This window comes from Pseudomonas sp. S3_A09 (assembly GCF_054668065.1).
This window is the reverse complement of the sequence record NZ_CP162752.1, coordinates 4,050,568-4,077,001: the sequence shown is the minus strand read 5'-3', so window position 1 is coordinate 4,077,001 and position 26,434 is coordinate 4,050,568. Positions and strand designations below refer to the sequence as shown.

The 26,434-nt window shown below is 60.2% G+C and carries 23 protein-coding genes; 10 read left to right on the top strand and 13 right to left on the bottom strand.

The genetic code is table 11. From position 1 onward, the window contains the following. Positions 1-4: 4 nt before the first annotated feature. The 8 genes from AB4N92_RS18960 to pcaR form a co-directional block, all read right to left on the bottom strand. Positions 5-1,300: an MFS family transporter gene (locus tag AB4N92_RS18960; RefSeq protein WP_010212323.1), complete on the bottom strand. Its 1,296-nt coding sequence runs from the start codon at positions 1,298-1,300 to the stop codon at positions 5-7. Between the two features lie 137 nt (positions 1,301-1,437). Continuing rightward, positions 1,438-2,004, bottom strand: a complete 567-nt coding sequence (gene pcaG, locus AB4N92_RS18955; RefSeq protein WP_021492379.1) for a protocatechuate 3,4-dioxygenase subunit alpha — start codon at positions 2,002-2,004, stop codon at positions 1,438-1,440. Position 2,005: 1 nt separating this feature from the next. Continuing rightward, a complete protein-coding gene (gene pcaH, locus AB4N92_RS18950) occupies positions 2,006-2,710 on the bottom strand; it encodes a protocatechuate 3,4-dioxygenase subunit beta (protein ID WP_010212326.1) in 705 nt (234 codons plus the stop codon). Positions 2,711-2,727: 17 nt separating this feature from the next. After that, complete coding sequence (gene pcaF, locus AB4N92_RS18945; RefSeq protein WP_175439626.1) at positions 2,728-3,933, bottom strand: 3-oxoadipyl-CoA thiolase; 1,206 nt, start codon at positions 3,931-3,933, stop codon at positions 2,728-2,730. Next, the gene (locus AB4N92_RS18940; RefSeq protein ID WP_010212329.1) at positions 3,930-4,709 is read right to left on the bottom strand and encodes a CoA-transferase subunit beta; all 780 of its coding nucleotides are present in this window, start codon (positions 4,707-4,709) and stop codon (positions 3,930-3,932) included. The genes pcaF and AB4N92_RS18940 overlap by 4 nt, the downstream gene beginning before the upstream one ends. Then, positions 4,709-5,566, bottom strand: coding sequence for a CoA transferase subunit A (locus tag AB4N92_RS18935; protein WP_010212331.1), 858 nt, complete (start codon positions 5,564-5,566; stop codon positions 4,709-4,711). The genes AB4N92_RS18940 and AB4N92_RS18935 overlap by 1 nt, the downstream gene beginning before the upstream one ends. A gap of 227 nt (positions 5,567-5,793) precedes the next feature. Beyond that, positions 5,794-7,134: a 4-hydroxybenzoate transporter PcaK gene (locus AB4N92_RS18930; protein ID WP_010212334.1), complete on the bottom strand. Its 1,341-nt coding sequence runs from the start codon at positions 7,132-7,134 to the stop codon at positions 5,794-5,796. 145 nt (positions 7,135-7,279) lie between these two features. Then, entirely contained in the window at positions 7,280-8,122 is an 843-nt protein-coding gene (gene pcaR / locus AB4N92_RS18925) for a pca regulon transcriptional regulator PcaR (RefSeq protein ID WP_010212335.1), read from the bottom strand. 547 nt (positions 8,123-8,669) lie between these two features. On the opposite strand from pcaR, the gene AB4N92_RS18920 reads away from it, so the two are divergent. Together AB4N92_RS18920 and AB4N92_RS18915 are read left to right on the top strand one after the other, a co-directional pair. Next, a complete protein-coding gene (locus AB4N92_RS18920) occupies positions 8,670-8,870 on the top strand; it encodes a hypothetical protein (protein WP_003189295.1) in 201 nt (66 codons plus the stop codon). A 313-nt stretch (positions 8,871-9,183) separates the two neighbouring features. Next, the gene (locus tag AB4N92_RS18915) at positions 9,184-10,659 is read left to right on the top strand and encodes an inorganic phosphate transporter (RefSeq protein WP_010212339.1); all 1,476 of its coding nucleotides are present in this window, start codon (positions 9,184-9,186) and stop codon (positions 10,657-10,659) included. A 169-nt stretch (positions 10,660-10,828) separates the two neighbouring features. Here AB4N92_RS18915 and ccoM read toward each other — a convergent pair whose 3' ends face one another. Continuing rightward, positions 10,829-10,945, bottom strand: a complete 117-nt coding sequence (gene ccoM, locus AB4N92_RS18910; protein ID WP_010212341.1) for a cytochrome c oxidase subunit CcoM — start codon at positions 10,943-10,945, stop codon at positions 10,829-10,831. A 143-nt stretch (positions 10,946-11,088) separates the two neighbouring features. Then, entirely contained in the window at positions 11,089-11,250 is a 162-nt protein-coding gene (locus tag AB4N92_RS18905; protein WP_010212343.1) for a hypothetical protein, read from the bottom strand. A gap of 131 nt (positions 11,251-11,381) precedes the next feature. Here AB4N92_RS18905 and AB4N92_RS18900 point away from each other — a divergent pair, with 131 nt between their 5' ends. The 3 genes from AB4N92_RS18900 (at position 11,382) to AB4N92_RS18890 (ending at position 13,987) form a co-directional block, all read left to right on the top strand. Beyond that, entirely contained in the window at positions 11,382-12,248 is an 867-nt protein-coding gene (locus AB4N92_RS18900; protein WP_236267628.1) for a LysR substrate-binding domain-containing protein, read from the top strand. Positions 12,249-12,338: 90 nt separating this feature from the next. Next, complete coding sequence (locus AB4N92_RS18895; protein ID WP_010212347.1) at positions 12,339-12,809, top strand: RidA family protein; 471 nt, start codon at positions 12,339-12,341, stop codon at positions 12,807-12,809. Then, the gene (locus AB4N92_RS18890) at positions 12,806-13,987 is read left to right on the top strand and encodes an aminotransferase class V-fold PLP-dependent enzyme (RefSeq protein WP_236267627.1); all 1,182 of its coding nucleotides are present in this window, start codon (positions 12,806-12,808) and stop codon (positions 13,985-13,987) included. Before AB4N92_RS18895 ends, AB4N92_RS18890 begins: the two co-directional genes overlap by 4 nt. On the opposite strand, the gene AB4N92_RS18885 is transcribed toward AB4N92_RS18890, so the two are convergent. Continuing rightward, entirely contained in the window at positions 13,984-14,325 is a 342-nt protein-coding gene (locus tag AB4N92_RS18885; RefSeq protein WP_236267626.1) for an aspartate-semialdehyde dehydrogenase, read from the bottom strand. The two genes, AB4N92_RS18890 and AB4N92_RS18885, sit on opposite strands and share 4 nt — an antisense overlap. Before the next feature lie 219 nt (positions 14,326-14,544). On the opposite strand from AB4N92_RS18885, the gene rapA reads away from it, so the two are divergent. Next, positions 14,545-17,391 (top strand): RNA polymerase-associated protein RapA, encoded by a 2,847-nt coding sequence (rapA, locus tag AB4N92_RS18880; RefSeq protein WP_010212351.1) that lies wholly within the window; start codon positions 14,545-14,547, stop codon positions 17,389-17,391. 179 nt (positions 17,392-17,570) lie between these two features. Here rapA and AB4N92_RS18875 read toward each other — a convergent pair whose 3' ends face one another. Beyond that, positions 17,571-18,917: a spinster family MFS transporter gene (locus AB4N92_RS18875; protein WP_010212352.1), complete on the bottom strand. Its 1,347-nt coding sequence runs from the start codon at positions 18,915-18,917 to the stop codon at positions 17,571-17,573. Positions 18,918-19,168: 251 nt separating this feature from the next. Between AB4N92_RS18875 and AB4N92_RS18870 the strand changes: the two genes are divergently transcribed. The 3 genes from AB4N92_RS18870 (at position 19,169) to AB4N92_RS18860 (ending at position 24,321) form a co-directional block, all read left to right on the top strand. Then, a complete protein-coding gene (locus AB4N92_RS18870; RefSeq protein ID WP_460127869.1) occupies positions 19,169-19,534 on the top strand; it encodes a YkgJ family cysteine cluster protein in 366 nt (121 codons plus the stop codon). Between the two features lie 140 nt (positions 19,535-19,674). Beyond that, positions 19,675-21,939, top strand: a complete 2,265-nt coding sequence (locus AB4N92_RS18865) for a putative bifunctional diguanylate cyclase/phosphodiesterase (protein WP_069672330.1) — start codon at positions 19,675-19,677, stop codon at positions 21,937-21,939. A 204-nt stretch (positions 21,940-22,143) separates the two neighbouring features. Beyond that, positions 22,144-24,321: a hypothetical protein gene (locus AB4N92_RS18860; protein ID WP_021492386.1), complete on the top strand. Its 2,178-nt coding sequence runs from the start codon at positions 22,144-22,146 to the stop codon at positions 24,319-24,321. Between the two features lie 309 nt (positions 24,322-24,630). On the opposite strand, the gene AB4N92_RS18855 is transcribed toward AB4N92_RS18860, so the two are convergent. Next, positions 24,631-24,933, bottom strand: a complete 303-nt coding sequence (locus AB4N92_RS18855; RefSeq protein ID WP_010212359.1) for a DUF2288 domain-containing protein — start codon at positions 24,931-24,933, stop codon at positions 24,631-24,633. A gap of 341 nt (positions 24,934-25,274) precedes the next feature. On the opposite strand from AB4N92_RS18855, the gene AB4N92_RS18850 reads away from it, so the two are divergent. Next, positions 25,275-26,402: a branched-chain amino acid ABC transporter substrate-binding protein gene (locus AB4N92_RS18850; protein ID WP_010212361.1), complete on the top strand. Its 1,128-nt coding sequence runs from the start codon at positions 25,275-25,277 to the stop codon at positions 26,400-26,402. Positions 26,403-26,434: the final 32 nt, after the last annotated feature.

Below are 26,434 nucleotides of genomic sequence, written 5' to 3'. Positions count from 1 at the left end.
TCCCTTATAGATCGTGGTGCAAGTACTCCGCCTGTTTCGGCAGACGCAAGCTGAACAGGAAGGCCACCGCCATCATGCCGGTGACGTACCAGTAGAAGGTGTTTTCCATGCCCATGGATTTGAGGCCCAGGGCCACGTATTCCGCCGAACCACCGAAGATCGCGTTGGCCACCGCGTAGGCCAGGCCTACCCCCAGGGCACGCACGTGAGGCGGGAACATTTCCGCTTTCACCAAGCCGCTGATGGAGGTGTAGAAACTCACAATGGCCAGGGCCAGGGAGATCAACACAAAGGCCAGGAATGGGTTGGTGACGGTTTTCAAGGTCAGCAGAATCGGCACCGTGCACAGGGTGCCGAGGGCGCCGAACCAGAGCATCGAGTTACGACGGCCGATCTTGTCCGAGAGCATGCCGAACAGCGGCTGCATGCACATGTACACAAAGAGCGCGCCGGTCATGATGTAGCTGGCGGTCTTGGCGTGCATGCCGGCCGTGTTCACCAGGTATTTCTGCATGTACGTGGTAAAGGTGTAGAAAATCAGCGAGCCGCCGGCGGTGTAGCCGAGCACGGTGATAAACGCCGCCTTGTGGTTGCGGAACAACGCAGCCACGCTGCCGGCGTCCTTGTCCTGGCGGGTTTCCTTGCTGGTGGTTTCCTTGAGGGTGCGACGCAGCAGCAGGGAGATCACCGCCGCAATGGCGCCGATCACGAACGGAATCCGCCAGCCCCAGGCGCGCAATTCTTCTTCGGTAAGGATCTGTTGCAAGATCACCACCACCAAAACCGCCAGCAGTTGCCCGCCGATCAGGGTCACGTACTGGAACGAGGCGAAGAAGCCGCGCTGGCCCTTGAGTGCGACTTCACTCATGTAGGTCGCGGTGGTGCCGTATTCGCCACCCACCGACAAGCCCTGGAACAGCCGCGCCACCAACAGCAACGCCGGGGCCCAGGCGCCGATGTCTTTGTAGGTGGGCAGGAAGGCGATCACCAGGGAACCGGCGCACATCATCAGCACCGAGATCATCATCGAGTTCTTGCGCCCGTGCTTGTCGGCCACCCGGCCAAACAGCCAGCCGCCGATCGGGCGCATCAGGAAGCCGGCGGCGAACACGCCGGCGGTGTTGAGCAGTTGGACCGTGGGGTCGTCCGACGGGAAGAACGCCGGCGCAAAATAAATGGCGCAGAAGGCATAGACGTAGAAGTCGAACCATTCGACGAGGTTGCCGGAGGATGCCCCTACGATCGCAAAAATCCGTTTGCTGCGTTCTTCTCCGGTGTAGTGGCTCGTTGTTGTTGTCATGTTTTTTCACTCAGTGGGAACGGTTATAGCCTAGACATACTTTGCAACAACCATGTCATGCAAGCGGACTTTTGGATATGTGTTGCCTGGTAGAGCCCTATCGGTGGGCTTTCCTCCGATAGGGCCCTAAGGTCAACTCAATAATCGAAGAACACCGTTTCCTTCTCTGTCCCCTGCAAAATCACATTCCACTGATACACCCCCGCCGCATCCTGCTGGGCAATCAAGGTACTGCGACGCTCGGCTGGCACACATGCCAGCAACGGGTCATCACCGTTCAGCGCCTCGCCCTCGAAATAAATCCGCGTCAGCAGGTGTTTCACCAAACCCCGGGCAAACACCAGCACTACTAGGTGCGGCGCCTGGGTAGTGCCCTTCAAGCCCGGCACGGCACCCGGCTTGATGGTGGTAAAGCGAAACCGCCCTTCGGCGTCCACCGGCACCCGGCCGAAACCTTCGAAGTTCGGATCGACGGCTTTGTCCTGCTCGTCTTCCGGATGGTCATATTTGCCGGCGGCATTGGCCTGCCAGACTTCGAGCATGGCGTCATTGACGACATCGCCGTTGCCATCCACCACTTGCCCGCTGATCGCCACGCGTTCGCCGAGGGTGGCGCTCACGGTCAGGTCTTCGCGGTTCAGCCAGGTCAGGCCGATGTGGTAATACGGCCCGACGGTGTGGGACGTGGTCGCGTTGAGTGTCATCTCATTTCTCCATCGGCGTGGCGTCGCGGCCGCGCAGGACGATGTCCCAGCGGTAGCCGAGGGCATAGGAAGGAATGGTTTTTTCCAGGTCGAAACGGGCGATCAAGCGTTCCTTGGCCGAGGTGTCCGGAACGCAGTTGTAGATCGGGTCGTATTCCAGCAGCGGGTCGCCGGGGAAGTACATCTGTGTGACCAGTCGCGTCAGCACACTCGGGCCGAACAGCGAAAAGTGGATATGCGCCGGGCGCCACGCGTTGTGGTGGTTTCCCCACGGGTAGGCGCCGGGCTTGATGGTCTGGAACTGGTACCAGCCATCGGCGTCGGTGACGGTGCGACCGGTGCCGGTGAAGTTCGGGTCCAGCGGCGCGTCGTGCAGGTCGCGCTTGTGGTTGTAGCGGCCGGCAGCGTTTGCCTGCCAGATTTCCACCAGAATGCCCGGCACCGGCAAACCGTTTTCGTCCAGTACGCGGCCATGAATGATGATGCGTTCGCCTTGAGGCTCGCCGTCATGCTGGGCAGTGAGGTCGTTGTCCTTGGCGTTGACACGCTCGGCGCCGATGGTAGGGCCGGTGATTTCCGACAAGGAATGGGGCAGGAACACCAACGGCTGGGACGGCGAACGCAGGTTCGTCGACTGGTAGGCCGGGTGCAGGTAATCAGGTTGAGTGCCCGCTTGCGGGCGCCGGTATCCAGGCTTGTCACTCATGGTGCAGTCCTCTCTTATTAGATGCGTTCAATCGCCAGGGCCAAGCCTTGGCCGACGCCCACGCACATGGTCGCCAGGCCTTTGCTGCCGCCGGTTTTTTCGAGTTGGTGCAGGGCTGTCAGCACCAGACGCGCGCCGCTCATGCCCAGCGGGTGGCCGAGGGCGATGGCGCCGCCGTTCGGGTTGACCTGGGGTGCGTCGTCAGCGATGCCCAGTTCACGCAGCACGGCCAGGCCTTGGCTGGCGAAGGCTTCGTTGAGTTCGATGACGTCAAAATCGGTGACCGCCAGGCCGAGGCGCTCGACCAGCTTGCGCACGGCCGGCACCGGGCCGATGCCCATCACTCGCGGTGCGACACCGGCGCTGGCCATGCCCAATACACGGGCGCGGGCGGTCAGGCCGTGTTTCTTGACGGCTTCGGCGGAGGCCAGGATCAGCGCCGCCGCACCGTCGTTCACGCCCGAGGCATTGCCGGCGGTGACGGTCTTGTCGGGGCCATTGACCGGTTTGAGCTTGGTCAGGGCTTCCAGGGTGGTGTCCGCGCGCGGGTGTTCATCCTGTTCGACGACGGTTTCGCCTTTTTTATGGGCGACCCGTACCGGCACAATTTCTTCGGCGAAAAAGCCAGCGGCCTGGGCCGCTGCGGTGCGTTGCTGGCTGCGCAGGGCAAAGGCGTCCTGGTCGGCGCGGGACACGTGGTAATCGTCGGCGACATTATCGGCGGTCTGCGGCATGGCATCCACGCCGTACTGCGCCTTCATCAACGGGTTGATAAAACGCCAGCCGATGGTGGTGTCCTCCAGCTTCATAGTGCGCGAAAACGCTGCGTCGGCCTTGCCCATCACGAACGGCGCGCGGGACATCGACTCGACGCCACCGGCAATCGCCAGCTCCATTTCGCCGCTGGCGATGGCGCGGAAGGCGGTACCGATCGCGTCCATGCCCGAGGCGCACAAGCGGTTGAGGGTCACGCCGGGAATGCTTTCCGGCAGGCCCGCCAGCAACAGCGCCATGCGCGCCACGTTGCGGTTGTCTTCACCGGCCTGGTTGGCGCAGCCGAGGAAAACCTCGTCGACTGCCGTCCAATCCACCGAAGGATTGCGCTCAATCAGCGCCTTGATCGGCAACGCTGCCAGGTCATCGGCACGCACGGTGGACAGGCCACCGCCGAAACGACCGATGGGAGTGCGGATGGCATCACAGATAAATACATCGCGCATCAGGCTTCTCCCGGCGCTTGGCCATGGGCGGCCGCGGTGCGTGCTTCAAGGTCACGCAGGGCGGTCAGCTCTACGTCTGTCGGTTCAGCGGTGGTGTCGACCTGGTCGGCAAAACGAATCGCCCAACCGGTGGCGGCCACCACTTGCTCACGGGTCACGCCAGGGTGCAACGCGGTGACCACAAATTCATGGGTGCCCGCTTCCGGCTCCATGATGCACAGGTCGGTAATGATCCCTACAGGCCCCGCCCCCGGCAGACCCAGGCGTTTGCGCGAATCGCCGCCTTCGCCATGGCCGACCGAGGTGATGAAGTCGAGCTTGTCGACAAACGAACGCGCCGACTGCTTGAGGATGATCAGCACGCTCTTGGCCGAACCGGCGATTTCCGGCGCGCCACCGGCACCCGGCAGGCGTACTTTAGGCTGATGATAGTCACCGACCACGGTAGTGTTGATGTTGCCGAAACGATCGACCTGGGCCGCGCCGAGAAAGCCCACGTCGATGCGCCCGCCTTGCAGCCAATAGCGAAAGATCTCACCGGTCGGTACGACGGTGTCGGCGGTTTCCGCCAGCTCGCCATCACCGATGGACAGTGGCAGTACCGACGGCTTGGCGCCAATCGGGCCAGACTCGTAGATCAACACCACGTCTGGCGACGAGGTCAGGCGCGCCAAGTTGGCCGCCTTGGACGGCAGGCCGATGCCGACAAAGCACACGGAACCGTTCTTGAGGCGGCGCGCAGCAGCGACGGTCATCATTTCATTGGTCGAGTAAGCCATTACTTGGCCTCCTGCGCGGTGGCCAGCTTGGCCTGGAATTCAGTGAAGTCGGCAGTGCCATGGATGTATTCGTTGATCCAGGCGGTGAAAGTCCCACGGTCGCGGGCGATCGGGTCCCACGCCTGGTAGAAGCGGTTATCACGCTCGTTGTAGCCATGGGCGTAGGACGGATGCGCGCCACCCGGCACATGGCACACCGCGGTCAGCGCCCAGGTCGGCAGCACGCAGCTGTTCATCGGCGCATTCAGGTCATCGACAATTTCTTCAACGGTGACGATGCAGCGCTTGGCGGCCAGGGCCGCTTCTTTCTGCACACCGAGAATGCCCCACAGCAACACATTGCCCTTGCGGTCGGCCTTTTGTGCGTGGATTACGGTGACATCCGGACGCACCGACGGCACCGCCGCCAGCACTTCGCCCGTGAACGGGCAGGTCACGGTCTTGATCAGCGGGTTGACCTTGGGCAAGTCGGAACCGGCGTAGGCGCGCAGTACCGCGAACGGCAGGCCCGAGGCACCGGCGACGTAGGCATTGGCCAGGTCGGCATGGCTGTGTTCTTCGATTTCCAGCGGTTGCGGCCATTGCTTCTCGACCGCGTCCCGCAGGCGATGCAGGGAGCCCACGCCAGGGTTTCCGCCCCAGGAGAAAATCAGCTTGCGGGCGCAGCCGGCACCGATCAACTGGTCGTAGATCAGGTCAGGCGTCATACGCACCAGCGTCAGGTCTTTCTTGCCCTGACGAATGATTTCATGACCCGCTGCCGTAGGGATCAGATGGGTGAAGCCTTCCAGTGCGACGGTGTCGCCGTCGTTCACAAATTGCTTCACCGCGTCACGCAGCGCGAGGATTTCAGCCATGGGGTTCGGGCTCCCGGTATGGATCGAAAAAGGCGCTGAGGTGGCGCCGAAGTGCTTGAAGATTAAGCCGGGGAAATGGGCCAAACAATCCGATAATCGACTCAGCGTTCGATTATCGAACGGATTGTTGCCTGGCTAATCATCTGGAGGAACGCGGTAAATGTGGGAGCTAGCTTGCCTGCAACAGCATCGCCGGCCAGCCAGCTCCCACAGGGGCAGCGGTATCCTCAGGTAGCGTCGGCGTGGCTGACCATGCCTTTGATGACGACAGCGGCGGTTGCCAACGCAGCGGGGATCACCAACGCCGTTAGCACTTGTTCGAAGTTCCAGCCCAGGCCCAGTAAGGTCGCCCCCATCCAGGCGCCGAGAATCGCGCCGAAGCGACCGATGCCAAGCATCCACGACACGCCCGTGGCGCGGCCCTGGGTCGGATAGAAACGTGCAGCCAATGAAGGCATTGCCGACTGGGCACCGTTGACGCACATCCCGGCAATCAGCACCAGGGTTGCCAGTAGGGTGATATTGCCCAGGCTCTGGCCTACCGCGTAGGCAAACACCCCGGCCAGCAGGTAGAAGCTGCCGATGACCTTGTGCGGATTGAACCTGTCCATCGCCCAGCCCACGCCCACCGCACTCAGCACGCCACCAAACTGGAACAAGGCGCCGATGAATGCGGCCTGTTCCAGGCTGGCCCCGCTGTCACGCATCAGGGTCGGCAACCAACTGGTGAGCAGATAGACGATCACCAAGCCCATGAAGTAGGTGAGCCACAGCAGCAACGTACCGGCGCTGTAGGTGCCGGAGAAGATCACCGCAAACACGTTGCGTGCCTTGACGGTTTTTTGCTCGGGTACGCTGAAGCTGGTGGCTTGGCCGACGATAACGGGATCAATGGGAGACAGGGTTTTGCGCACCTTGTCGGTGCCGCGATTGCGCACCACCAGGTAGCGTGCCGACTCCGGTAGCCACAGCATCAGCACCACCACCAGGATCAATGGCAGGATGCCGCCGATCAGCAACAAGGCATGCCAGCCAAACGCCGGGATCAACTTGGCCGAGATAAACCCGCCACCGGCCATGCCCAGGTTGAAGCCGCAGAACATACTGGTCACCAACAGCGACTTGTGGCGTTCCGGCGTGTATTCGGACAGCAGCGTCGTGGCATTCGGCATGCCGGCGCCCAGCCCCAGTCCAGTGAGAAAACGCAGCACCAACAACTGATCGACGTTGCTGCTGTAGGCGGACGCCAAGCTGAACGCGCCAAACACCAGTACCGCGCCCACCAGCACCACTTTACGGCCGAAGCGGTCGGCCAATGGTCCGGAACCCAGGGCACCAAACACCATGCCGATCAACGCGGCACTCATCACCGGGCCGAGGCTGGCGCGGTCGATGCCCCAGTCCTGAGACAGCGCCGGCGCGATAAAGCCCATGGCGGCGGTGTCGAGGCCATCGAGGAACACAATCAGGAAACACAGGATCACCACGCGCCACTGATAACGTGACAGTGGCTGAGCGTTGATGAAGGACTGAACGTCCAACGGGGTACCGACAGAAGGCTGATTCATTGTTTTTATTTCCACACCGATGGCGGGCTGACGACCTGGGGTCGTCATTATTATTGGTGCGCTTGAACAGCGCTGCCGCACATTAATAAGCCGGGGGAAACACCGTCAATTGAGCAAACCGGGATCTGTGCGGTGACCGAACAGCTTAGGCGAACAGTTGCGCGCTCAACTCACGGCTGGCGCTGAGCATGTTCGGCAGGAAGCGCTGTTCCAGCTCACTGCGGCTGACGCGTCCGGCATGGGTGCTGACGTTCAGCGCGGCCAGCACCTGACCCGATGCGTCATACACCGGCACCGCGATGGATCGCAGGCCTTGCTCCAACTCCTGGTCGACGATGCACCAGCCCTGCTGACGCACTTGTTGCAGGCATTCGAACAGCGCCGCGGGTGTGGTCAGGGTGCGGCTGGTCTTGGTTTGCAGGTCGGCATGGTCGAGGTAATCCTGCAGCGAGGCGTCGTCCAGCGCGGCAAGCAGGATGCGTCCCATGGACGTGCAATAGGCCGGCAGGCGCCCACCCACCGACAGGTCTACGGAAATCAGGCGCTGGGTAGTGGCCGAACGGGCAATGTACAGAATGTCGTCGCCTTCGAGGGTGGCCATGTTGCAGGCTTCGTGGAGCTGCTCGCTCATGCGGTCCAGATAGGGCTGGGCCGACACGGCCAACGGCGTGGAAGACAAATAGGCATGGCCGAGGGTCAGGACTTTGGGCAGCAGCGAATAGGTCCGCCCGTCGGTAGTGGCGTAGCCGAGCTTGATCAGGGTATGCAGGCAACGTCGCACGGCGGCGCGGGGGATTTCCGTGCGGTGGCTGATCTGGGCGATGGTGAGGTGGCGCTTGCGTTCCTGGAATGCCTGCACCACGGCCAGGCCGCGGGCCAGGGACGTCATGAAGTCCGGATCACCGGTAAATGCCTGGATACGCTTGGCCGGAGAGGCAACGATCGGCGGCGCTACTGACGCGAAAGAGTTGCGCAATTGATCGTTCATGTCGGGATCCTTTCTCTTATTGTCGACCGCAAGGGAGGTTCGGCTGCTATTACAAGCCGCGTCAGCCGGGATGCACAAGGCAGCGCTGACAACATTGTGCGATTATCGGACGATCATTCGATTATCGCAATTTTCCGGTTCGCGCCGTAGGCCAGCCCGCAGGATTGGGTAAAAGCAAACGGTGCATATTAACCTGTTAAGTTGGGTAGAATTTATGACGCCAGAATTCACGCAATTACCCGCGCGACGGTGTAACAAAACGCTCACACAAAGTTGACGGTTTTTAACTTTAAGCTGATAGTGTTATTCGAACGCGCCGCTATAATGTGCGCTATGCGCAGGTTCACCTGGTTTGTTTATCAGGTCGGGGCCACGCCAGATGATGCACCCGCTGTGCATGGTCGAAACTACATGCCTTGAATGCCCCCACTAAACAAGTGGCCGCGTGTGCTTATTCCAAACTTGAACGTTTCAACTTGGAACACGCGAGGACGCATTCCGGCATAAAGCTGCAACGTATTAACACTCAACTCAATTAGGTAGCAATGTGACGAAAGATGAACTGCGCGCGGAACTTGAGCGCCAGGAGCAACGTTACAAGGACGTTTACGGCGGGGAAGTCACCACCTACGCCGCCCAGCCTGAGCCTGAACGCAAACCCTGGCGCAAGCGAGCCAGCCTGCTCGACCAGGCATTTGCCCAGGAAATCCAAAAGATTGAACAAGAGCTGAAAACCGAAGAGCCATAAGCGATCCGGTCTGAGCCACAAGGTTCTGCCTCGGCTGCCGGCACATAGCCAGCAGCCGGCAACCTTGAATCCCACCACCACCGGTAAAATTTCATACAAATGTTTCAGGCGTGACGTTTTTGTGACAAAACCCCGCCCTGAGGCCTCTGCGCTTTATAAATCAAAGACTTGCCAAAGCCCCGAAAACCCTGGGATGCACGCCTTTCACGGTGTTTTTTTCGGTGAAGATTGTTACCGATGAGCAGCTAGTGCATCGATTACTGAGGTTTTCTGGCATAATCGCGCCCCCTTACGACCGGGTCAGAAAACCTTCATGATCGATTTATTCAGCGGACTGGATGCTTGGGTTCTCGTGAGCCTGTTGCTCGCCCTGGCCTTTGTCCTCGCCTTCGAGTTCATCAATGGCTTTCATGACACCGCTAACGCGGTGGCCACAGTCATCTATACCAAAGCCATGCCGCCGCACTTGGCCGTGTTCTTCTCCGGGGTGTTCAACTTCCTCGGCGTGTTGCTCGGTGGTGTCGGCGTCGCCTACGCCATCGTGCACTTGCTGCCGGTGGAGTTGCTGATCAATGTGAACACCGGCCATGGCTTGGCGATGGTCTTCTCTTTATTGGCGGCGGCGATCACCTGGAACCTGGGCACCTGGTACTTCGGTATCCCGGCTTCCAGCTCCCACACCCTGATCGGTTCGATCCTCGGTGTCGGCCTGGCCAATGCCCTGATCAACGATATTCCCCTGGCTGACGGTGTGAACTGGCAGAAAGCCGTGGATATTGGCGCCTCGCTGGTGTTCTCGCCAATGGCCGGCTTCCTGGTCGCAGCCCTGGTGCTGATCGGCCTGAAGTGGTGGCGTCCGCTGTCGAAGATGCACAAGACCCCGGACCAGCGCCGCAAGCTCGACGACAAGAAACACCCGCCGTTCTGGAACCGCTTGGTACTGGTGATTTCCGCCATGGCCGTGAGTTTCGTACACGGTTCCAACGACGGCCAGAAAGGCATCGGCCTGATCATGCTGGTGCTGATCGGTATCGTACCGGCGCAGTTCGTCCTCGACCTGGGCAGCACCACATACCAGATCGAACGTACCCGCGATGCGACCGTGCATCTGAGCCAGTTCTACCAGCGCAATAACGCCACGCTCGGTGAGTTCCTGGCCCTGGGCAAAAGCGTGAAAAATGATCTGCCGGGCAAGTTCCAGTGCAACCCGCAACAGACCGAGCCCACCATCAACGCGCTGGTCGACACCTTGAAAGGCGTGTCCGACTATCATTCGCTGACCTCTGACCAGCGTATTGAAGTGCGTCGCTATTTGCTCTGCCTGGATGACACCGCGAAAAAAGTCGGCAAGCTGCCAGGCTTGGATGCACGTGAAAAGTCCGACCTCGACAAGCTGCGCAAAGACTTGACCGCCACCACCGAGTACGCCCCGTTCTGGGTCATCCTCGCCGTTGCACTGGCCCTGGGCCTGGGCACCATGGTGGGCTGGAAGCGCGTCGTACTGACCATCGGTGAGAAGATCGGCAAGCAAGGCATGACCTATGCCCAGGGCATGTCGGCGCAGATCACCACCGCGACCATGATTGGCTTCGCCAACATCTTTGCGCTGCCGGTCTCCACCACCCACGTGCTGTCTTCCGGCGTGGCCGGCACCATGGTCGCGAATAAAAGCGGTCTGCAAGGTGGCACGGTGAAGACCATCCTGATGGCCTGGGTCCTGACCCTTCCGGCCACCGTGGCCTTGTCGGCCGGGTTGTTCTGGTTGGCATCCAAAGCGCTGGGTAGTTGATAACCTGCCTGTCATAAAAAAGGTGCGATCCGCGAGGATCGCACCTTTTTTTATGTTCGTATTTCTGTAGAAGCCGGTTCCTACAGGAAATGGCGTTAATTCGAACGCAAAAAAAAGGGCGACCGAAGTCGCCCAAAATGCCTTGCGTGCTCATGTAATCTGGAAAGACCTATGGTTTTTTACGCTTGTTCGCGTCTTTCCAGATAAAAATTCCAAATCCTACAAAAAACATCACCATGAGGCTTACGGTCAGCACTCCGGCAAACACCACATTATCGATAAACATGACCGGCCTCCTGTGCTTGCCCTGTTGCGATAGGGCTAAGTTAATGGAGAACGCGGATTGGAAAATTGACGGGGATCAATGTTGCCCGCGACGGGGCATAAAGAAGGGCAATAACTGACCTGCATCAGCAGATGCAGGCTGTTTCAACGCTTTTTTGGTTTGTTCTTCGGTTTTTTCTTCACTTTGCTGAGCGGCATTGCCTGTTCGAATGCCTGGCGCACTTCATTCAGGCGCTTGTCATTGAGGTCATGCACGCGCTTGGCACGTTCGGCATTCAGGTCGATCAGCTTGTCGTCTTCACTCATGGCTTGGCTTACGTCGTGGAGGGAATGGCCCAATAATGCGGGCTCAAGCGGCCAACGGCAAATCAGCGGGCGACAAAAGGCAAGGCATCGCACAAAATCGAGGCCTTTCCCAAACCCGGAGACGCCCTCAGGTGGCACTGCACAAGGACCTTCCGCCGTTGCTGGCACTGCGTGCCTTTGAAGCCGTGGCGCGGCATCTGAGTTTTATCAAGGCCGCCAGCGAGTTGTCGGTGACCCAGAGCGCCCTCAGCCACCAGGTGCAAAAACTTGAGCAGCACCTGGGCAAACCACTGTTTATCCGACGCACCCGCGCGATCGATCTGACCGCCGACGGCCAACAGTACTACGACGAAATCCGCCCTGCCCTCGATTCCATCGCTGCCGCCACTCGCACCCAACGGGTTGCCCCCCGCGCCACTGTCTTGCGCATCGGCTTGTTGGCCTCCTTTGCCACGCTGTGGCTGGCGCCGCGTCTGGCCGGGTTTCTAACCCGTTACCCGCATATCCAGGTTGAGTTGTTGCCGTCTATTCAACTGGCCAACGTCGCTGCGGCCGAGGTCGACCTCGCCATCCGATACGGCAAGGGAGATTGGCCTGATGTCCAGGCCACGCGACTGATGCAGGAAGTCATCTCCCCGGTGTGCAGCCCTACATTCAAAGCCATGCAGGACAGCCCACTATTAATGGCCACTTCGCACCGGCCGTTCGAGTGGACCGACTGGTCCGCGCACTACCAGGTCGACCTCGCCCACCACCCCCGCGTGATGCTGCACGACTACAACATCGTGGTCGAAGCCGCCGTGGCTGGCCAAGGTATCGCGATGGGCCGGCATCGCCTGATCGAACGCCGGCTGCAGGACGGCAGCCTGGTGGAGGCCTTCGACTGGCCGCCCTATCACAGCGACATCGGCTATTGGCTCATCGCTCCCCAGGGCAGCACCAACGAAGCCGCCGCGTGCTTCAGCCGGTGGCTGAAGGAAGTCTGCGCCGACGGGTGAGTTATTTCGATACGTTGCGTGAGATCTATCCGTTTGTCGCTCACCCAGGCAACGCACATGCTGAAACCTCCTGAACAGAGAGGATTGATCATGAGCGACTCCATCCGCCAACGCGTGCAAGCCTTGGGCCTCACGCTGCCCACCCCCAGCCAGCCGATTGCCAACTACGTCAATCATGTCATCAGCCAGAACCAGCTGTTCGTCTCCGGGCAGATTCCGCTGGTAGATGGCAAACCAGCCTACGTCGGCCGCTTGGGCGAGTCCGTCAGCGATGAAGAAGGCGCACACGCGGCGGAACTGGCAGCCCTGGGCCTGCTGGGCCAATTGAGCGATGCCTTGGGTGATGACTTGTCACGCCTGGTACGCACCGTGCGCCTGGGTGTGTTTATCGCCAGCAGCGCTGATTTCAAACAACAAAGCGTGGTCGCCAACGGCGCGTCCAATCTACTGGTCAACGCACTGGGCGAAAAAGGCCGACATGTGCGCACCGCCGTGGGTGTTTCAAGCCTGCCGGCCGGCGTGGCGGTGGAGGTTGATGCCATTTTCGAGCTGCGTCCGTGAGCCCGCTCGAAGTCCAGCGCCTGCGAGATGACACGCCGGGTTGCCAATCCGGCATCGTGCACTTTAACCCTGCCGGCGCCTCCCTGCCCAGCCAGGCAACCCTCGATGCGATCATCGAACACCTGCAACGCGAAGCCCGGGACGGCCCAATGGAAGCCGGTGAACATGGCGCCGTGCTGGTGGAAAAAGCCCGTCGCGCCGCCGCGCAATTGCTCAACGCCCCCGCTTCATCAATCGCGTTTGCCAGCAGTGGCTCGACCGCCTGGAGCCTGGCGTTTCAGGCCTTGGGGCCTTGGCAGGCGGGCGATCGTATTCTGGTGGGCCGCCATGAATGGGGTGGCAATCTGGCCAGCATGGAGCTGGCTGTACAAGCCGGTGCCCGAGTGGAAACCATCCCCTGCGATGACAGCGGCGCGGTCTGCCCGCTGGCGCTGGAATCGATGATCGATACACACGTCAAGCTGATCGACCTCACTTGGCTCCCGGCCAATGGCGGCCTGATCAACCCCGCCCAGGCCATCGGTGAAGTGGCGAGACGTCATGCCATCCCCTACTTCATCGACGCCGGCCAAGCCGTCGGCCAGGTGCCCGTGGATGTGCAGGCGTTGCAGTGCGACGTGCTCAAGTCCGCCGGACGCAAACACCTGCGCGGCCCACGGGGCACCGCACTGCTGTATGTGCGGCCGGATTTTCTTGAACAGTTGAACCCGGCCCAGCGTGACGTATTTTCAGCGCCATGGACGGCCCGGGGTTTTGACCTGCGCAATGACGCCCGTCGCTTCGAAACCAGCGAGACCTCCTTCGCCTTACTGGCTGGCCTGGGCAACGCATTGCAAGAGATGAATCGTCTGGGCATCGAGCGCGTCTGGGAAAGGGTGTCGCAAACCGCCGAGCAAATCCGCGACGCATTGCGTGGGATTGCGGGTATTACCCTGCATGACCTGGGCACCCATCAATCAGGCTTGATTGCCTTCAACCTGGCGGGCTGGGATGCCCTCGAACTGAAACGGCGAATGGGCTTGAAGCGCATCAATATCGGTGCCAACGGCATGGCCTACACGCCACTGGATATGCAGGCGCGGGGCCTGGAAAGCGTGGCGCGGATCTCGGTCAGCCCGCTCAACACCGAGCACGATATCGAGTTGTTGATCGCGGCCCTGCGCGAGTTGTGCGACTAAACCTCGACGTCCACCCACAAGCCCTGGCGCGGGGCATCTTCGATCAGCGGCACCACCGGCACGGTGTTGTCGGCATTGAGCACATCCCCCGGAATGGCCAGGTGCTGCACCGGGTCTTCATCGGCCTCACGCCGGCGTTTCTGTTGTTCCTGCTGGCGGCGTTGTTCTTCGCGCAGCAAAAAGGTCGACGTCTCGGCGTCGCCTTTTTTCAGGTCGATGGTGCTCTCGTTGGAGCCGGGTTGAACTGGCACCACGGGCGGGATATCCGGCTTCTGTCGCACCGGATCGAGTTGTGACGTGACCGGCACAACGCTGACGGGCAGCATGGGTGGCAGCATAGTGATTATTCTCCTGATCAACAGGCTGTCGGCGGGTTGCCGGGCGACTTGAGCGCAGGCTCGCCAACCTGTGACCCAGTCGACACTGTCAAGTGCCCGCCACCCGTCGATTCGACTTCCGATACGCCGCGCCAACGGAGTAGTTTTTCTCAGAGTCCTTGGGCGTGGGGGCTTGTTCCGTTAAGATAGTCGGCTTTTTCACGGCGGGAGTCAGGCAGCATGGCGCAGCAGTATCAACCGGGGCAACGCTGGATTAGTGACAGCGAAGCAGAGCTGGGGTTAGGCACCGTTCTGGCACAGGACGGCCGCTTATTGACCGTGCTCTATCCGGCCACTGGCGACACTCGCCAGTATGCGCTACGGAATGCGCCCCTCACTCGCGTGAGGTTTTCGCCGGGTGACAGCATCACCCACTTCGAAGGCTGGAAAATGACCGTTCAGGAAGTCGACGATGTCGACGGCTTGCTGGTGTACCACGGCCTCAATGGGCAGAACGAGCAGGTCACCCTGCCGGAAACCCAACTCTCGAACTTCATCCAGTTCCGCCTGGCCAGCGACCGCCTGTTCGCCGGGCAGATCGACCCGCTGGCCTGGTTCTCGCTGCGCTACCACACCCTGGAACACACCAGCCGCCAATTGCAGTCCTCGTTGTGGGGCTTGGGTGGCGTGCGTGCACAACCGATCGCGCACCAGTTGCACATCGCCCGTGAGGTCGCTGACCGTATCGCGCCACGGGTATTGCTGGCTGACGAAGTGGGCTTGGGCAAGACCATCGAAGCCGGCCTGGTAATCCATCGCCAACTGCTGTCGGGCCGCGCCAACCGCGTGCTGATCCTGGTCCCGGAAAACCTGCAGCACCAATGGCTGGTGGAAATGCGCCGCCGCTTCAACCTGCAGGTTGCGCTGTTCGACGAAGAACGCTTTATCGAAAGCGATGCCACCAACCCGTTCGAAGACACCCAACTGGCTCTGGTTGCGCTGGAATGGCTGGTGGACGACGAAAAGGCCCAGGACGCGCTGTTCGCCGCCGGTTGGGACCTGTTGGTGGTCGATGAAGCTCACCACCTGGTGTGGCATGAAGACAAAGTCAGCCCGGAATACGCGCTGGTCGAGCAACTGGCCGAAGTGATCCCTGGCGTATTGCTGCTCACCGCCACCCCGGAGCAATTGGGCCAGGACAGCCACTTCGCGCGTCTGCGCCTGCTCGACCCGAACCGCTTCCACGACCTGCAAGCCTTCCGCGCAGAGAGCGAGAACTATCGCCCGGTCGCCGAAGCCGTGCAGGAGCTGCTGGACAAAGGTCGTCTCTCCCCTGCCGCGCACAAGACCATCCAGGGTTTCCTCGGCAACGAAGGTGAAGCGCTGCTGACCGCCGTCAACGATGGCGACACCGAAGCCAGCGCACGCCTGGTACGCGAGCTGCTCGACCGCCACGGCACGGGCCGCGTGCTGTTTCGCAACACCCGTGCCGCTGTGCAAGGTTTCCCAGAGCGCAAACTGCACGCCTACCCGCTGCCGAACCCGGACGAATACCTCGAGTTGCCGCTGGGCGAACACGCCGAACTGTACCCGGAAGTCAGCTTCCAGTCGCAGCCGGACATCGAAGAAGAAAACCGCTGGTGGCGCTTCGACCCGCGCGTCGAATGGCTGATCGACCAGCTGAAAATGCTCAAGCGCACCAAGGTCCTGGTGATCTGCGCCCACGCCGAAACCGCCATGGACCTGGAAGACGCCCTGCGCGTGCGCTCCGGCATTCCGGCCACGGTGTTCCACGAGGGCATGAACATCCTCGAGCGTGACCGCGCCGCCGCTTACTTCGCCGATGAAGAGTTTGGCGCCCAAGTGCTGATCTGTTCGGAAATCGGCAGTGAAGGCCGTAACTTCCAGTTCTCCCACCACCTGGTGCTGTTCGACCTGCCGTCCCACCCCGATTTGCTGGAACAGCGCATCGGCCGACTGGACCGGATCGGCCAGAAACACGTGATCGAACTGCACGTGCCGTACCTGGAAACCAGCCCGCAAGAGCGCCTGTTCCAGTGGTACCACGAAGCGCTCAACGCCTTCCTCAACACCTGTCCGACCGGCAACGCCTTGCAGCATCAGTTCGGCCCACGCCTGCTGCCGCTGCTGGAAAACGCCGATGACGGCGAGTGGCAAGCCTTGATCGACGAGGCCCGCGCCGAGCGTGAGCGCCTGGAAGAAGAACTGCACACCGGTCGCGACCGCCTGCTGGAACTCAACTCCGGCGGCGCGGGTGAAGGCGATGCACTGGTGGAAGACATCCTTGAGCAAGACGACCAGTTCGCCCTGCCGATCTACATGGAAACCCTGTTCGACGCCTTCGGCATCGACAGCGAAGACCATTCGGAAAACGCGCTGATCCTCAAGCCCAGCGAAAAGATGCTCGACGCCAGTTTCCCCCTGGGTGACGACGAAGGTGTGACCATCACCTACGACCGTAACCAGGCGCTGTCCCGCGAAGACATGCAGTTCATCACCTGGGAACACCCGATGGTGCAGGGCGGCATGGACCTGGTGTTGTCCGGTTCCATGGGCAACACCGCCGTGGCGCTGATCAAGAACAAGGCGCTGAAGCCAGGCACCGTGTTGCTGGAACTGCTCTACGTCAGCGAAGTGGTTGCCCCGCGCTCGCTGCAACTGGGCCGTTACCTGCCGCCGGCAGCCCTGCGCTGCCTGCTGGATGCCAATGGCAACGACCTGTCGAGCCGTGTGTCTTTCGTGACCCTCAACGACCAATTGGAAAGCGTGCCACGGGCCAGCGCCAACAAGTTCATCCAGGCCCAGCGCGACCAGCTGACGCCACGGATCAACGCGGGCGAAGAGAAGATCACCCCGCAACATGCCGAGCGCGTGGCCGAGGCCAAGCGTCGCCTGGCGGCGGACACCGACGAAGAACTGGCACGCCTGACCGCCTTGCAAGCGGTCAACCCGACTGTGCGCGACAGCGAGCTGGTGGCCCTGCGCACCCAACGCGAGCAAGGCCTGGCCATGCTGGATAAGGCGGCGCTGCGACTGGAAGCGATTCGGGTTCTGGTAGCAGGTTAATCGTGGTTTGAAGCACAAAAAAGGCCCGCGCAATGCGGGCCTTTTTCGTTTGTCGCGGCCCCGGTGTTGTGGGTGCCGGCCTCTTCGCAAGCAAGCCAGCTCCCACATTTGACCGAGTTGCCATGTCGATAACCGTTCAATGTGGGAGCTGGCTCGCCTGCGAAGGGGTCAACCCGATCTCAGGCGGGAACCCCGGCAGCCGGCACCTGCACGTCCCCCAATCCTTCCTTCATCTTCTTGGCATCGCGCACAAAGCTGCGCGACGCCTGGAACAGAAACAGCATGGTCAAGAACAGCGCCACCGGGATCAGGTACATGGCGTCATGCAACCCCACCGCTTTATACGCTTCGGTCATCTGCTCCGCCCCCGCTGCGTACATCGCCGAATGGGCAAAATGATCGGAGAGCCCGCCCACCACGATCGGCCCCATTCCACCCCCCAACAAGTACAACCCGGCAAAAAACAGCGCCATCGCCGTGGCGCGCAGGCGCGGTTCGACCACGTCCTGAATCGCCGTGTACACGCAGGTGTAGAAGTTATAGGCAAACAACCAGCCCACGCTGAACAGCGCCACGAACACACCAATCTCAATGCGCCCGGCGTGCAACGCCCAGGCGGTGGTCACGGTGGAGATAATCAGGCTGAACGCGGCGAACAACAGCCGACCATTGGCAACCCGCTGATGGATCTTGTCGGCGACCCAGCCCCCCAACGTCAGGCCCACCAGGCCGGTCAAACCGACGATCACGCCAGTGGCGACGGCGGCTTCCTGCAACGGCATCAGGAAATAACGCTGCAGCATCGGCACCAGGAACGAGTTGCAGGCATAGGTCGCAAAGTTGAAGCACAACCCGGCCAGCACCAGCCACAGAAAGGTCGGCACCGCCAACACACGGCGGATCGGGCGGTCGACGCGTTCTTGGGACACCTGCACGGTTTCGGCGGCGCCGCGCTTGGGCTCCTTGATATAGAACATGAACACCGCCAGGATCATGCCCGGTACCGCCGCAATAAAGAACGGTGCGCGCCAGCTGTCGAACGCCTTGACCATCCAGCCGATGGTAAAGAATGCCAGCAACAGCCCCAACGGCAGGCCCAGCATGAAAATGCCCATGGCCCGCGCGCGACGGTGCGCCGGAAACAGGTCGCCAATCAGCGAGTTGGCCGCCGGTGCATAGCTGGCTTCGCCAATGCCGATGCCCATGCGCACCAACAGAAACGTCCAGAAACTGCCGACCATGCCATTGACCGCCGTCAGCCCGCTCCAGGCGAACAAGCCCCAGCCCATCAGTTTGCTGCGCGAGCCGGTATCGGCCAGGCGCCCGAGGGGCAAGCCGGCAATGGCGTAGACGATGGTGAAGGCGGTGCCGATGATGCCGAGCTGGAAGTCGCTCAGGTGCCATTCCATGCGGATTGGCTCGATGATGATCGCCGGAATCGTGCGATCGAAGAAATTGAACAGGTTGGCGAGGAACAGCAGGAGCAGAATGCGCCAGGCATTCGCCGCTTGGGTCGAGTTCTGCATGGGTCCGTCTCTTTTATTGTTATGAGAGCTGCGATGCCCGATGCATCCTGCCCGGTACCTGCAACATAGTCAGACAGCACCCGGTTGTCTGTAATGATTCGTAAAGCTGATAGGGCATGATTTCGCCCGGCAGCACGGGACTTCGCCCACAAAAATATAAGTGCCTGCCCCCCTTCCCAACGGCCATGGCCCGGATAGAATGGCGAGCCTTCCGTAACACCCCAACCCTACTTTTCTTATCGATGACGCCCATGTCCGAAGCCAGTCCGTGTCTGAATTGCGGTGCCTGCTGTTCACACTTTCGTGTGTCTTTCTTTTGGGGAGAGTGCGCCTCGTCGGGGGGCACGGTGCCCGATGACCTGGTGGTGCAGATCAACCCCACCCGCGTGGCGATGATCGGCACCGACCAGAAGCCGGCGCGCTGTTGCAGCCTTGAAGGAGAAGTGGGCCAAGGCACCCGCTGCACGATTTACGAACAACGCTCCAGTGTGTGCCGCGAATTCGAGGCCTCCTGGTATGGGGGCGAACACAACCCCGATTGCGATGCAGCCCGCGCCGCGTTTGGCCTGGCGCCTCTGGAAGCACCGTTCGAACTGGACCTGCCCATCAGCGCTTAGCATCAAACGCTATGGGTGGCATGCCAAAATCGTAGAGAATCAAAGTGCCATTACTCCTTGGCGAATTCTCCTAGCCGTCTACACTCGTCCTCATTGGTCATCGCCGTAGGCAGTGACGTGACGCTATGACGGGACATGCTATGGAATGGCTGGGTCTGCATTTTTTTACCGAACTTCCAGCGAGCGGGCACTTATTACTCAATTGCAGTCATAACCCCTTCCTGGTGTTGCTCGCCTACCTGGTTGCGTGTGCGGCGGGCTTTGGCACACTGGACATGGCCGAACGCGTCGGCCATGTCGAAGACCCTACCGCGCGGCGCCATTGGCGCTGGCTCGGTGCCGGTTGCCTGGCAGGCGGGATATGGTCCACCCATTTCATCAGCATGCTGGCCTTCCAGGCCCCGATTGTGATCCATTACGAACTGTTCATGACGTTCGCATCCTTGCTGATCGCACTGATCGCGTCGTTGATCGCCATGCAAACCCTCAGTCACTCCAACCTGCGCTTTCACCAGTATTTGCTGGCGTCCATCTGGATGGGCATCGGCATCGCCTTGATGCATTACGTTGGCATGTCGGCCATGCGCTCCCAGGCCCAGATGTATTTCGATTCGGGACTGTTCCTGGCCTCGGTTGGCATTGCCATGGGTGCCAGCCTCGCGGCGTTGTTGCTGTCGAGTTACCTGCGCACGGGCACGGGCGTGTTCCATCAACTGCTCAAGTACGCCGCCAGCCTGGTCTTGGGCGCGGGGATCCTGAGCATGCATTTTACGGGCATGGCCGCTCTGCAATTAATCGTCCCCACCGGCGCTGACCTCTCACTGGCAGTGGATAACAACCCCATTCAACTGGGCCTGTCGGTGGCCGTCATCACCCTGCTGGTGATCGGCAGCAGCATCAGCGCCGCTCTGGCCGACAAGAAACTGCAGCACAAGGAACGTGACCTGCGCCGGGTCAATGCACTGCTCAGCGAACTGGACCAGGCTCGCGCCTCGCTGCAACAAGTAGCCCATTACGACGCCCTGACCAGCCTGCTCAATCGCCGAGGGTTCAACCAGATTTTTGCGGAGAAGCTCGCCGAAAAAACCGCCTCCAACGGCATGATGGCCGTGATATTCCTCGATATTGATCACTTCAAGCGCATCAATGACAGCCTCGGGCATGACGCCGGCGACCAGTTACTCAGCGTGCTGGCCGGGCATATCAAGGGCTCGGTGCGCAGCCACGCGGATGTGGTCGCACGGTTTGGCGGCGATGAGTTTTGCATCCTGATCAGCATTCACCACCGCGACGAAGCCCGGCACCTGGCCCAGCGCATCATGCAACAGATGAAAGAGCCCATCGAATTGGCCGGCCGACGCATGGTGATGACCACTAGCATTGGTATCAGCCTGTTCCCCGACGACGGCCTGACTTGCGAAGAACTGCTGAAAACCGCCGATCTGGCGCTGTACCAGTCCAAGGATGCCGGGCGCAACAATCTCAACTTTTTCAGTTCCAACCTGAAAACTCGCGCCTTCCTCGAACTGCAACTGGAAGAGGAATTACGCGGAGCGCTGCGCACCCATAACCAACTGGTGTTGTTCTATCAACCGATCTTCGACATGAAATTGGGCAAGGTCACGCGGCTCGAAGCCCTAGTGCGCTGGCAACATCCACAGCACGGCTTGCTGGCCCCGGACCGCTTTATCGGCATCGCCGAAAGCAACGGCCTGATTGCCGAACTGGACCACTGGGTGTTGCGCCAAGCCTGTCATGACCTGAGCCTGCTGGCTGACCGCGGCTACACCGACTTGACCATGTCAGTGAACTGCTCGGCCCTTAACCTGGCGCGCGATGAGCTGGCGGATGAAATCGAAGACGCGTTGCGCTTCAGCGGGATCGGCGCCAACCGCCTGGAGCTGGAAGTCACCGAAAACGCACTGATGGGCAACATCAGCAGCACCTTGGCGTTGCTGCGGCAGATCCGCGCGCTGGGGGTGTCGCTGGCCATCGACGACTTCGGCACGGGCTACTCGTCCCTCGCTTATCTCAAACGCTTGCCACTCAACACCCTGAAGATAGACCGCTCGTTTATCCAGGACATTCCCAAGTCCACCGCCGATATCGAGATCGTCCAGGCGGTGATCGGCATGGCTCACACCCTGCACTTGCAGGTGGTGACCGAAGGCGTGGAAACCCAGGCCCAATTCGAGGTGCTACTCAAGCATGGCTGCGATTTCGTGCAGGGTTACCTGCTAAGTCCGGCGGTGCCGGCCGGTGAGATCATCGGCGTGATGCAGGGCATCAACCAGCGCAACCCTCTCCCTGCGCACAGAGGGGTGGGCAGCAAGGACAGCAGTTCGACGAAAGACCCCTCCCCAAACCGTGGCAGCTCCACGTCGATCGTCAGGCCAATTCGTTGACGTCGAATCCTTGGCATTTAGCCATCATTTGCCTAAAGAACCCCGACAAACGGCCGATTCATCAGAGTCCGGCCAGGTTTTCCCTGAAAACACTCGGGTTTAGCCCACTCGCCCAGGACAAGGACGCGCAGTAAAGTCGCGAACTCCCACTCCGTGATGGCTACTTGATACTCTTTAGCCGTCCGCCCAGGCACATGGCGCACAATGACCTCTAAAAATAACTCTGCCACCCTGGTATCCGACGTGTTGCCCCCAGCGCCTGCGGACAAACCCTCAGGTTCAACGTCATTGAGCACCACCCGCCCGTCGGCCACCCAGCAATACCTGTACTTCACCGAAACCAATACCGACCGCATTCTCGACAACCTCGACGGCCTGCGCGACATGGTGTTCCCGCGCCCGCCCCACTTGGAAGGCGACACCGACCCGCGCAACGAGCAGGAATTTCCCTCGGTATGCCTGATCGGCCTGGGCCGCTGCGGTTCGAACATCGCACTGGACGTGGCGGAGTTGGTGTACAACGCGCGCAAGTTCTACCTGAACGAATTCAGTAACGAAGACAAATCGCAGGACAAGGGCTACAGCCCGGCCCAGTGGATCCGCAACAATCTGCGCCTGGGCGGCGGCAAGGCCAGCAAACCCGTGTTCCTGGTGGAGCCGCTGGTCATGCTCGGCGACCTGGACAAGGACATCGCCGGGCGCATCCGTTTCTCGCGCAAGGGCGAAAAAAGCGGCTTCCTGCGCGACTACAGCAAAATGAAGATCATGGACTTGTCGGAGGTCCATGCCGGTGGTGCCGGTAACGCGCCGATCCTCGGCCAGTACCTGGCCAAGATCATCCTCAACAAAGACACCCAGCGCTTTTCCAGCCCCGATTGGAAGATGATCCACTCGTACCTGATCGACTCTTGCGGCATCAAAGCCAACCAGTCGCGCCTGTACTTCTCGATCTTCAGCGCCGGCGGCGGCACCGGTTCGGGCATGGCCTCCGAATTCGGCCTGGCCCAGCAGCACTCGTACATGAACAAAACGTTCGACACCAAGCCCGCCGACGAGCACGACAGCAAAAGCGGCCATGCCTTTGTGTTCGAGCCGATCTTCACCAGCGGCATCTGCGTGCTGCCGAATATTTCCGACCACCGCAGTGAAATGTCCGAGGCGCTGCACATCAACGCCGGGCGACTGCTGTGCAAATACCTGTCGGAAGAATGGGATTTCTCGTACAACTTTGCCAACGAAGACAGCAGCGAAGCCAGCGTGAAGGGGCGTATCCGGCCGTGGAACGCGATGATGCTGATCTCCAACGACATCATGCGTTATGCCGAAGAAAGCGATGACGGCAATATCCAGAACATTGACGTCAATGCGATGGAAAAACACGCCAACCAGTACATTTCCCAGCAGATCTTCAACATCCTCACGGCCCAGGCCGTGACCACCGACTACGACCAGAACTACTTCCGTCGTGCCGGTATCGACATCGGCGAAACCATTCGCCTGGATGCCAACGACCTGTTCATGAGCCTGGCCGGCCCGGTGGCGATTGCCTATGCCGAATCCGTCGTCCCGGAAACCCCGGCGCCGTCGAGCGACAAGTTCAAGGTATTCGACAAAGAGCCGCAGCGCCTGAACATCGACGACCTGTTCTTCCGCTCCATCGACCTGCCGCACTTCAACAAGGTCACCCAAGCCATCGAAGGCATCAGCCTGCTGCCGATCGAGTCCAAGCGCTACAAGGCGTCGCTGGAGCAGTACAAGAATTCGGGCTACGACGCGGCCGCGTTGCACGACCTGCACTTCTTCAAAAACTGTTCGTCGGTGGTGTCGATCGTTTCATTGCCCAAGGACTACAAGCTGTCCTACATGGACCTGAACCGGCTCAAGACCCACCTCAACAGCCTGTTCCCCAATACCACCCTCAAGCGCTATGCCCTGGTGATCGGCGCTTCGGCCAACTTGTCGCTGACCACCCTGATCGCCAAGAGCCCGTGCCTGTCGGACGACTTTCTTACGCTGATCGTGGCATTCATCAAACGTTGCTTTGCGCGCAACCCGTACCGCTTCGATGACACGCTGGACAATTCGATCCTGGACTTCATCATCCACGAGGACTTCGACGAAGACCGTATCGACGAGCTGCTCAACGAGTTCGAAAACCCGGCGAAGATCCTCGATACCAACTGGTACGCGATCAAACCGATGTATGAGAAGAAGTACCGCGAGTTGATCAACGACAAAGAGAAGTTTGTGTCGATCAATGACATCCGCCTGTCACGGGATTGCGTGAAGAAGGCGATCAAGTACCTGCGCGAGATTTACCGTCACCGGATTGGGAAGACCAAGGTTATTTCGTTGAATAACCATACCGGGAAAACCGCCTAGGCCGCGTTGCCCTCTTCGCGAGCAAGCCCGCTCCCACAGTTGACCGTGTGCATCCTGCACAAATGCGGTCGCATGTGGGAGCGGGCTTGCTCGCGAATGCGGCAGTCCAGACAACAGATACCTTCAGTCCTGGCACACCTGGAAACAATTGCGCAGCGATTCGGCCAGCGCCCTAACTGTTCCCATGACGTGCACGTCACCCTCACCTGTGACCTTTCTCTACGGCAACGTGCCATCACGGCGTCAGCAGTTACTCCGCTACACACTTAAGACAGCAAAAACCACGCACCTTTTTCGGGCAATCTTTTCTTACACTGCCCTTTCCTGGATCAGAATCCACGGCGATACCACCACCGCCCACAGGCTCGGATCACGCTCAACCAGGTCCAATGCCCGCGTCGCAGACACTTCGCCAAGGCTCCCGGCGGCCAGCCAGGCAGCGACTTTGTCGCGATTATCTTCGGCCATGCCTTCGGCGGCCTCGATCAAATCCAGGCCGGCGTCGACCCACAATAGGGCACCCTTGGCAAAGAACGGCTCAAGCTCCTTCCAGGATATTTCGGCGGTTTCACCGAGCAGCTTGGCATAGAGGGTGCTAGGTTCTTGCGTCATGGGAGTTCACCTTGGGAAAAAATCGGCGCAATCATAGCGTCACACCTCAAGCAGAAAAACCCAGTTGCAAATGAGTCACCGATAGAAAGTGTCAGGAAAGCCAAGGATTGCCTGAAACTCCGGCATAACCCCGCCGCAATTCTGTCTTTTTCTTTCATTTAAGCGACATACCCGGGTTTTGCCCCCAGCAGCCAGCTTTTCAAGCGATCAACCGGCGCTCTACACTGTACCGGTACAGTTGCCAGGGCACTGCCGGGGGGATATCCGAGATATCTGATCCGGTTCTGCAGCTCACAAGGCCGCTAGAACTATAAAAAATACAACAGTAAGAGTGGAGCACTATGAATAAGGCTACTAAGCAGATTTCCAAACTGTTTGCCGCTATGGTCCTGGCTGGGGTTGCCGGCCATTCGTTCGCAGCCGACACCATCAAGATCGGTATCGCAGGTCCTAAGACCGGTCCAGTGACGCAATACGGCGACATGCAATTCATGGGTGCCAAGCAAGCCATCGCCGACATCAACGCCAAAGGCGGCGTCGACGGAAAAATGCTTGAAGCCAAGGAATACGACGACGCTTGCGATCCTAAACAAGCCGTTGCCGTCGCCAACAAAGTGGTCAACGACGGCGTCAAGTTCGTGGTCGGTCACCTCTGCTCCAGCTCCACTCAACCTGCCTCCGACATCTATGAAGATGAAGGCGTGATCATGATTACCCCGGCTGCCACCAGCCCGGAAATCACCGCGCGTGGCTACAAGCTGATCTTCCGCACCATCGGCCTGGACAGCGCTCAAGGCCCAGCCGCCGGCAACTACATCGCCGACCACGTGAAGCCGAAGATCGTGGCCGTACTGCACGACAAGCAGCAATACGGTGAAGGCATCGCCACCGCCGTCAAACAGACCCTCGAGAAGAAAGGCACCAAGGTTGCCGTCTTCGAAGGCCTGAACGCCGGCGACAAAGACTTCTCCTCGATCATCCAGAAACTCAAGCAAGCCAACGTCGACTTCGTCTACTACGGCGGCTACCACCCAGAGCTGGGCCTGATCCTGCGCCAAGCCAAGGAAAAAGGCCTGAACGCCAAGTTCATGGGGCCAGAAGGCGTCGGCAACGACTCCATCTCGCAAATCGCCCAGGGCGCTTCCGAAGGCCTGCTGGTGACCCTGCCTAAATCCTTCGACACCGACCCGGCCAACAAAGCCATCGTTGAAGAGTTCGCCAAGAACAAGCAGGACCCAACCGGTCCATTCGTGTTCCCAGCCTACTCGGCCATTGAAGTGATCGCCGGCGGTATCAAGGCTGCGAAGAGCGAAGACACCGCCAAGGTGGCCGAAGCCATCCACGCGGGCACCTTCAAGACCCCTACCGGCGACCTGAGCTTCGACGCCAAGGGCGACCTGAAGGACTTCAAGTTCGTGGTCTACGAATGGCACTTCGGTAAACCAAAAACCGAAGTTTCCCCTCAGTAAGCCAGGCATTACTGGTCCAACAAGCCCACTGT

Coding starts and splice junctions, on each gene's coding strand:
- AB4N92_RS18940 (WP_010212329.1), bottom strand. CDS start 4,709: ATGGCTTACTCGACCAATGAAATGATGACCGTCGCTGCTGCGCGCCGC.
- AB4N92_RS18905 (WP_010212343.1), bottom strand. CDS start 11,250: ATGAGTGAAGACGACAAGCTGATCGACCTGAATGCCGAACGTGCCAAG.
- AB4N92_RS18915 (WP_010212339.1), top strand. CDS start 9,184: ATGATCGATTTATTCAGCGGACTGGATGCTTGGGTTCTCGTGAGCCTG.
- AB4N92_RS18875 (WP_010212352.1), bottom strand. CDS start 18,917: ATGCAGAACTCGACCCAAGCGGCGAATGCCTGGCGCATTCTGCTCCTG.
- ccoM (WP_010212341.1), bottom strand. CDS start 10,945: ATGTTTATCGATAATGTGGTGTTTGCCGGAGTGCTGACCGTAAGCCTC.
- AB4N92_RS18935 (WP_010212331.1), bottom strand. CDS start 5,566: ATGGCTGAAATCCTCGCGCTGCGTGACGCGGTGAAGCAATTTGTGAAC.
- AB4N92_RS18860 (WP_021492386.1), top strand. CDS start 22,144: ATGACCTCTAAAAATAACTCTGCCACCCTGGTATCCGACGTGTTGCCC.
- AB4N92_RS18895 (WP_010212347.1), top strand. CDS start 12,339: ATGAGCGACTCCATCCGCCAACGCGTGCAAGCCTTGGGCCTCACGCTG.
- rapA (WP_010212351.1), top strand. CDS start 14,545: ATGGCGCAGCAGTATCAACCGGGGCAACGCTGGATTAGTGACAGCGAA.
- pcaR (WP_010212335.1), bottom strand. CDS start 8,122: ATGAACGATCAATTGCGCAACTCTTTCGCGTCAGTAGCGCCGCCGATC.
- AB4N92_RS18855 (WP_010212359.1), bottom strand. CDS start 24,933: ATGACGCAAGAACCTAGCACCCTCTATGCCAAGCTGCTCGGTGAAACC.
- AB4N92_RS18850 (WP_010212361.1), top strand. CDS start 25,275: ATGAATAAGGCTACTAAGCAGATTTCCAAACTGTTTGCCGCTATGGTC.
- AB4N92_RS18865 (WP_069672330.1), top strand. CDS start 19,675: ATGGAATGGCTGGGTCTGCATTTTTTTACCGAACTTCCAGCGAGCGGG.
- AB4N92_RS18960 (WP_010212323.1), bottom strand. CDS start 1,300: ATGACAACAACAACGAGCCACTACACCGGAGAAGAACGCAGCAAACGG.
- AB4N92_RS18885 (WP_236267626.1), bottom strand. CDS start 14,325: ATGCTGCCACCCATGCTGCCCGTCAGCGTTGTGCCGGTCACGTCACAA.
- AB4N92_RS18930 (WP_010212334.1), bottom strand. CDS start 7,134: ATGAATCAGCCTTCTGTCGGTACCCCGTTGGACGTTCAGTCCTTCATC.
- AB4N92_RS18870 (WP_460127869.1), top strand. CDS start 19,169: ATGTCCGAAGCCAGTCCGTGTCTGAATTGCGGTGCCTGCTGTTCACAC.
- pcaG (WP_021492379.1), bottom strand. CDS start 2,004: ATGACACTCAACGCGACCACGTCCCACACCGTCGGGCCGTATTACCAC.
- pcaH (WP_010212326.1), bottom strand. CDS start 2,710: ATGAGTGACAAGCCTGGATACCGGCGCCCGCAAGCGGGCACTCAACCT.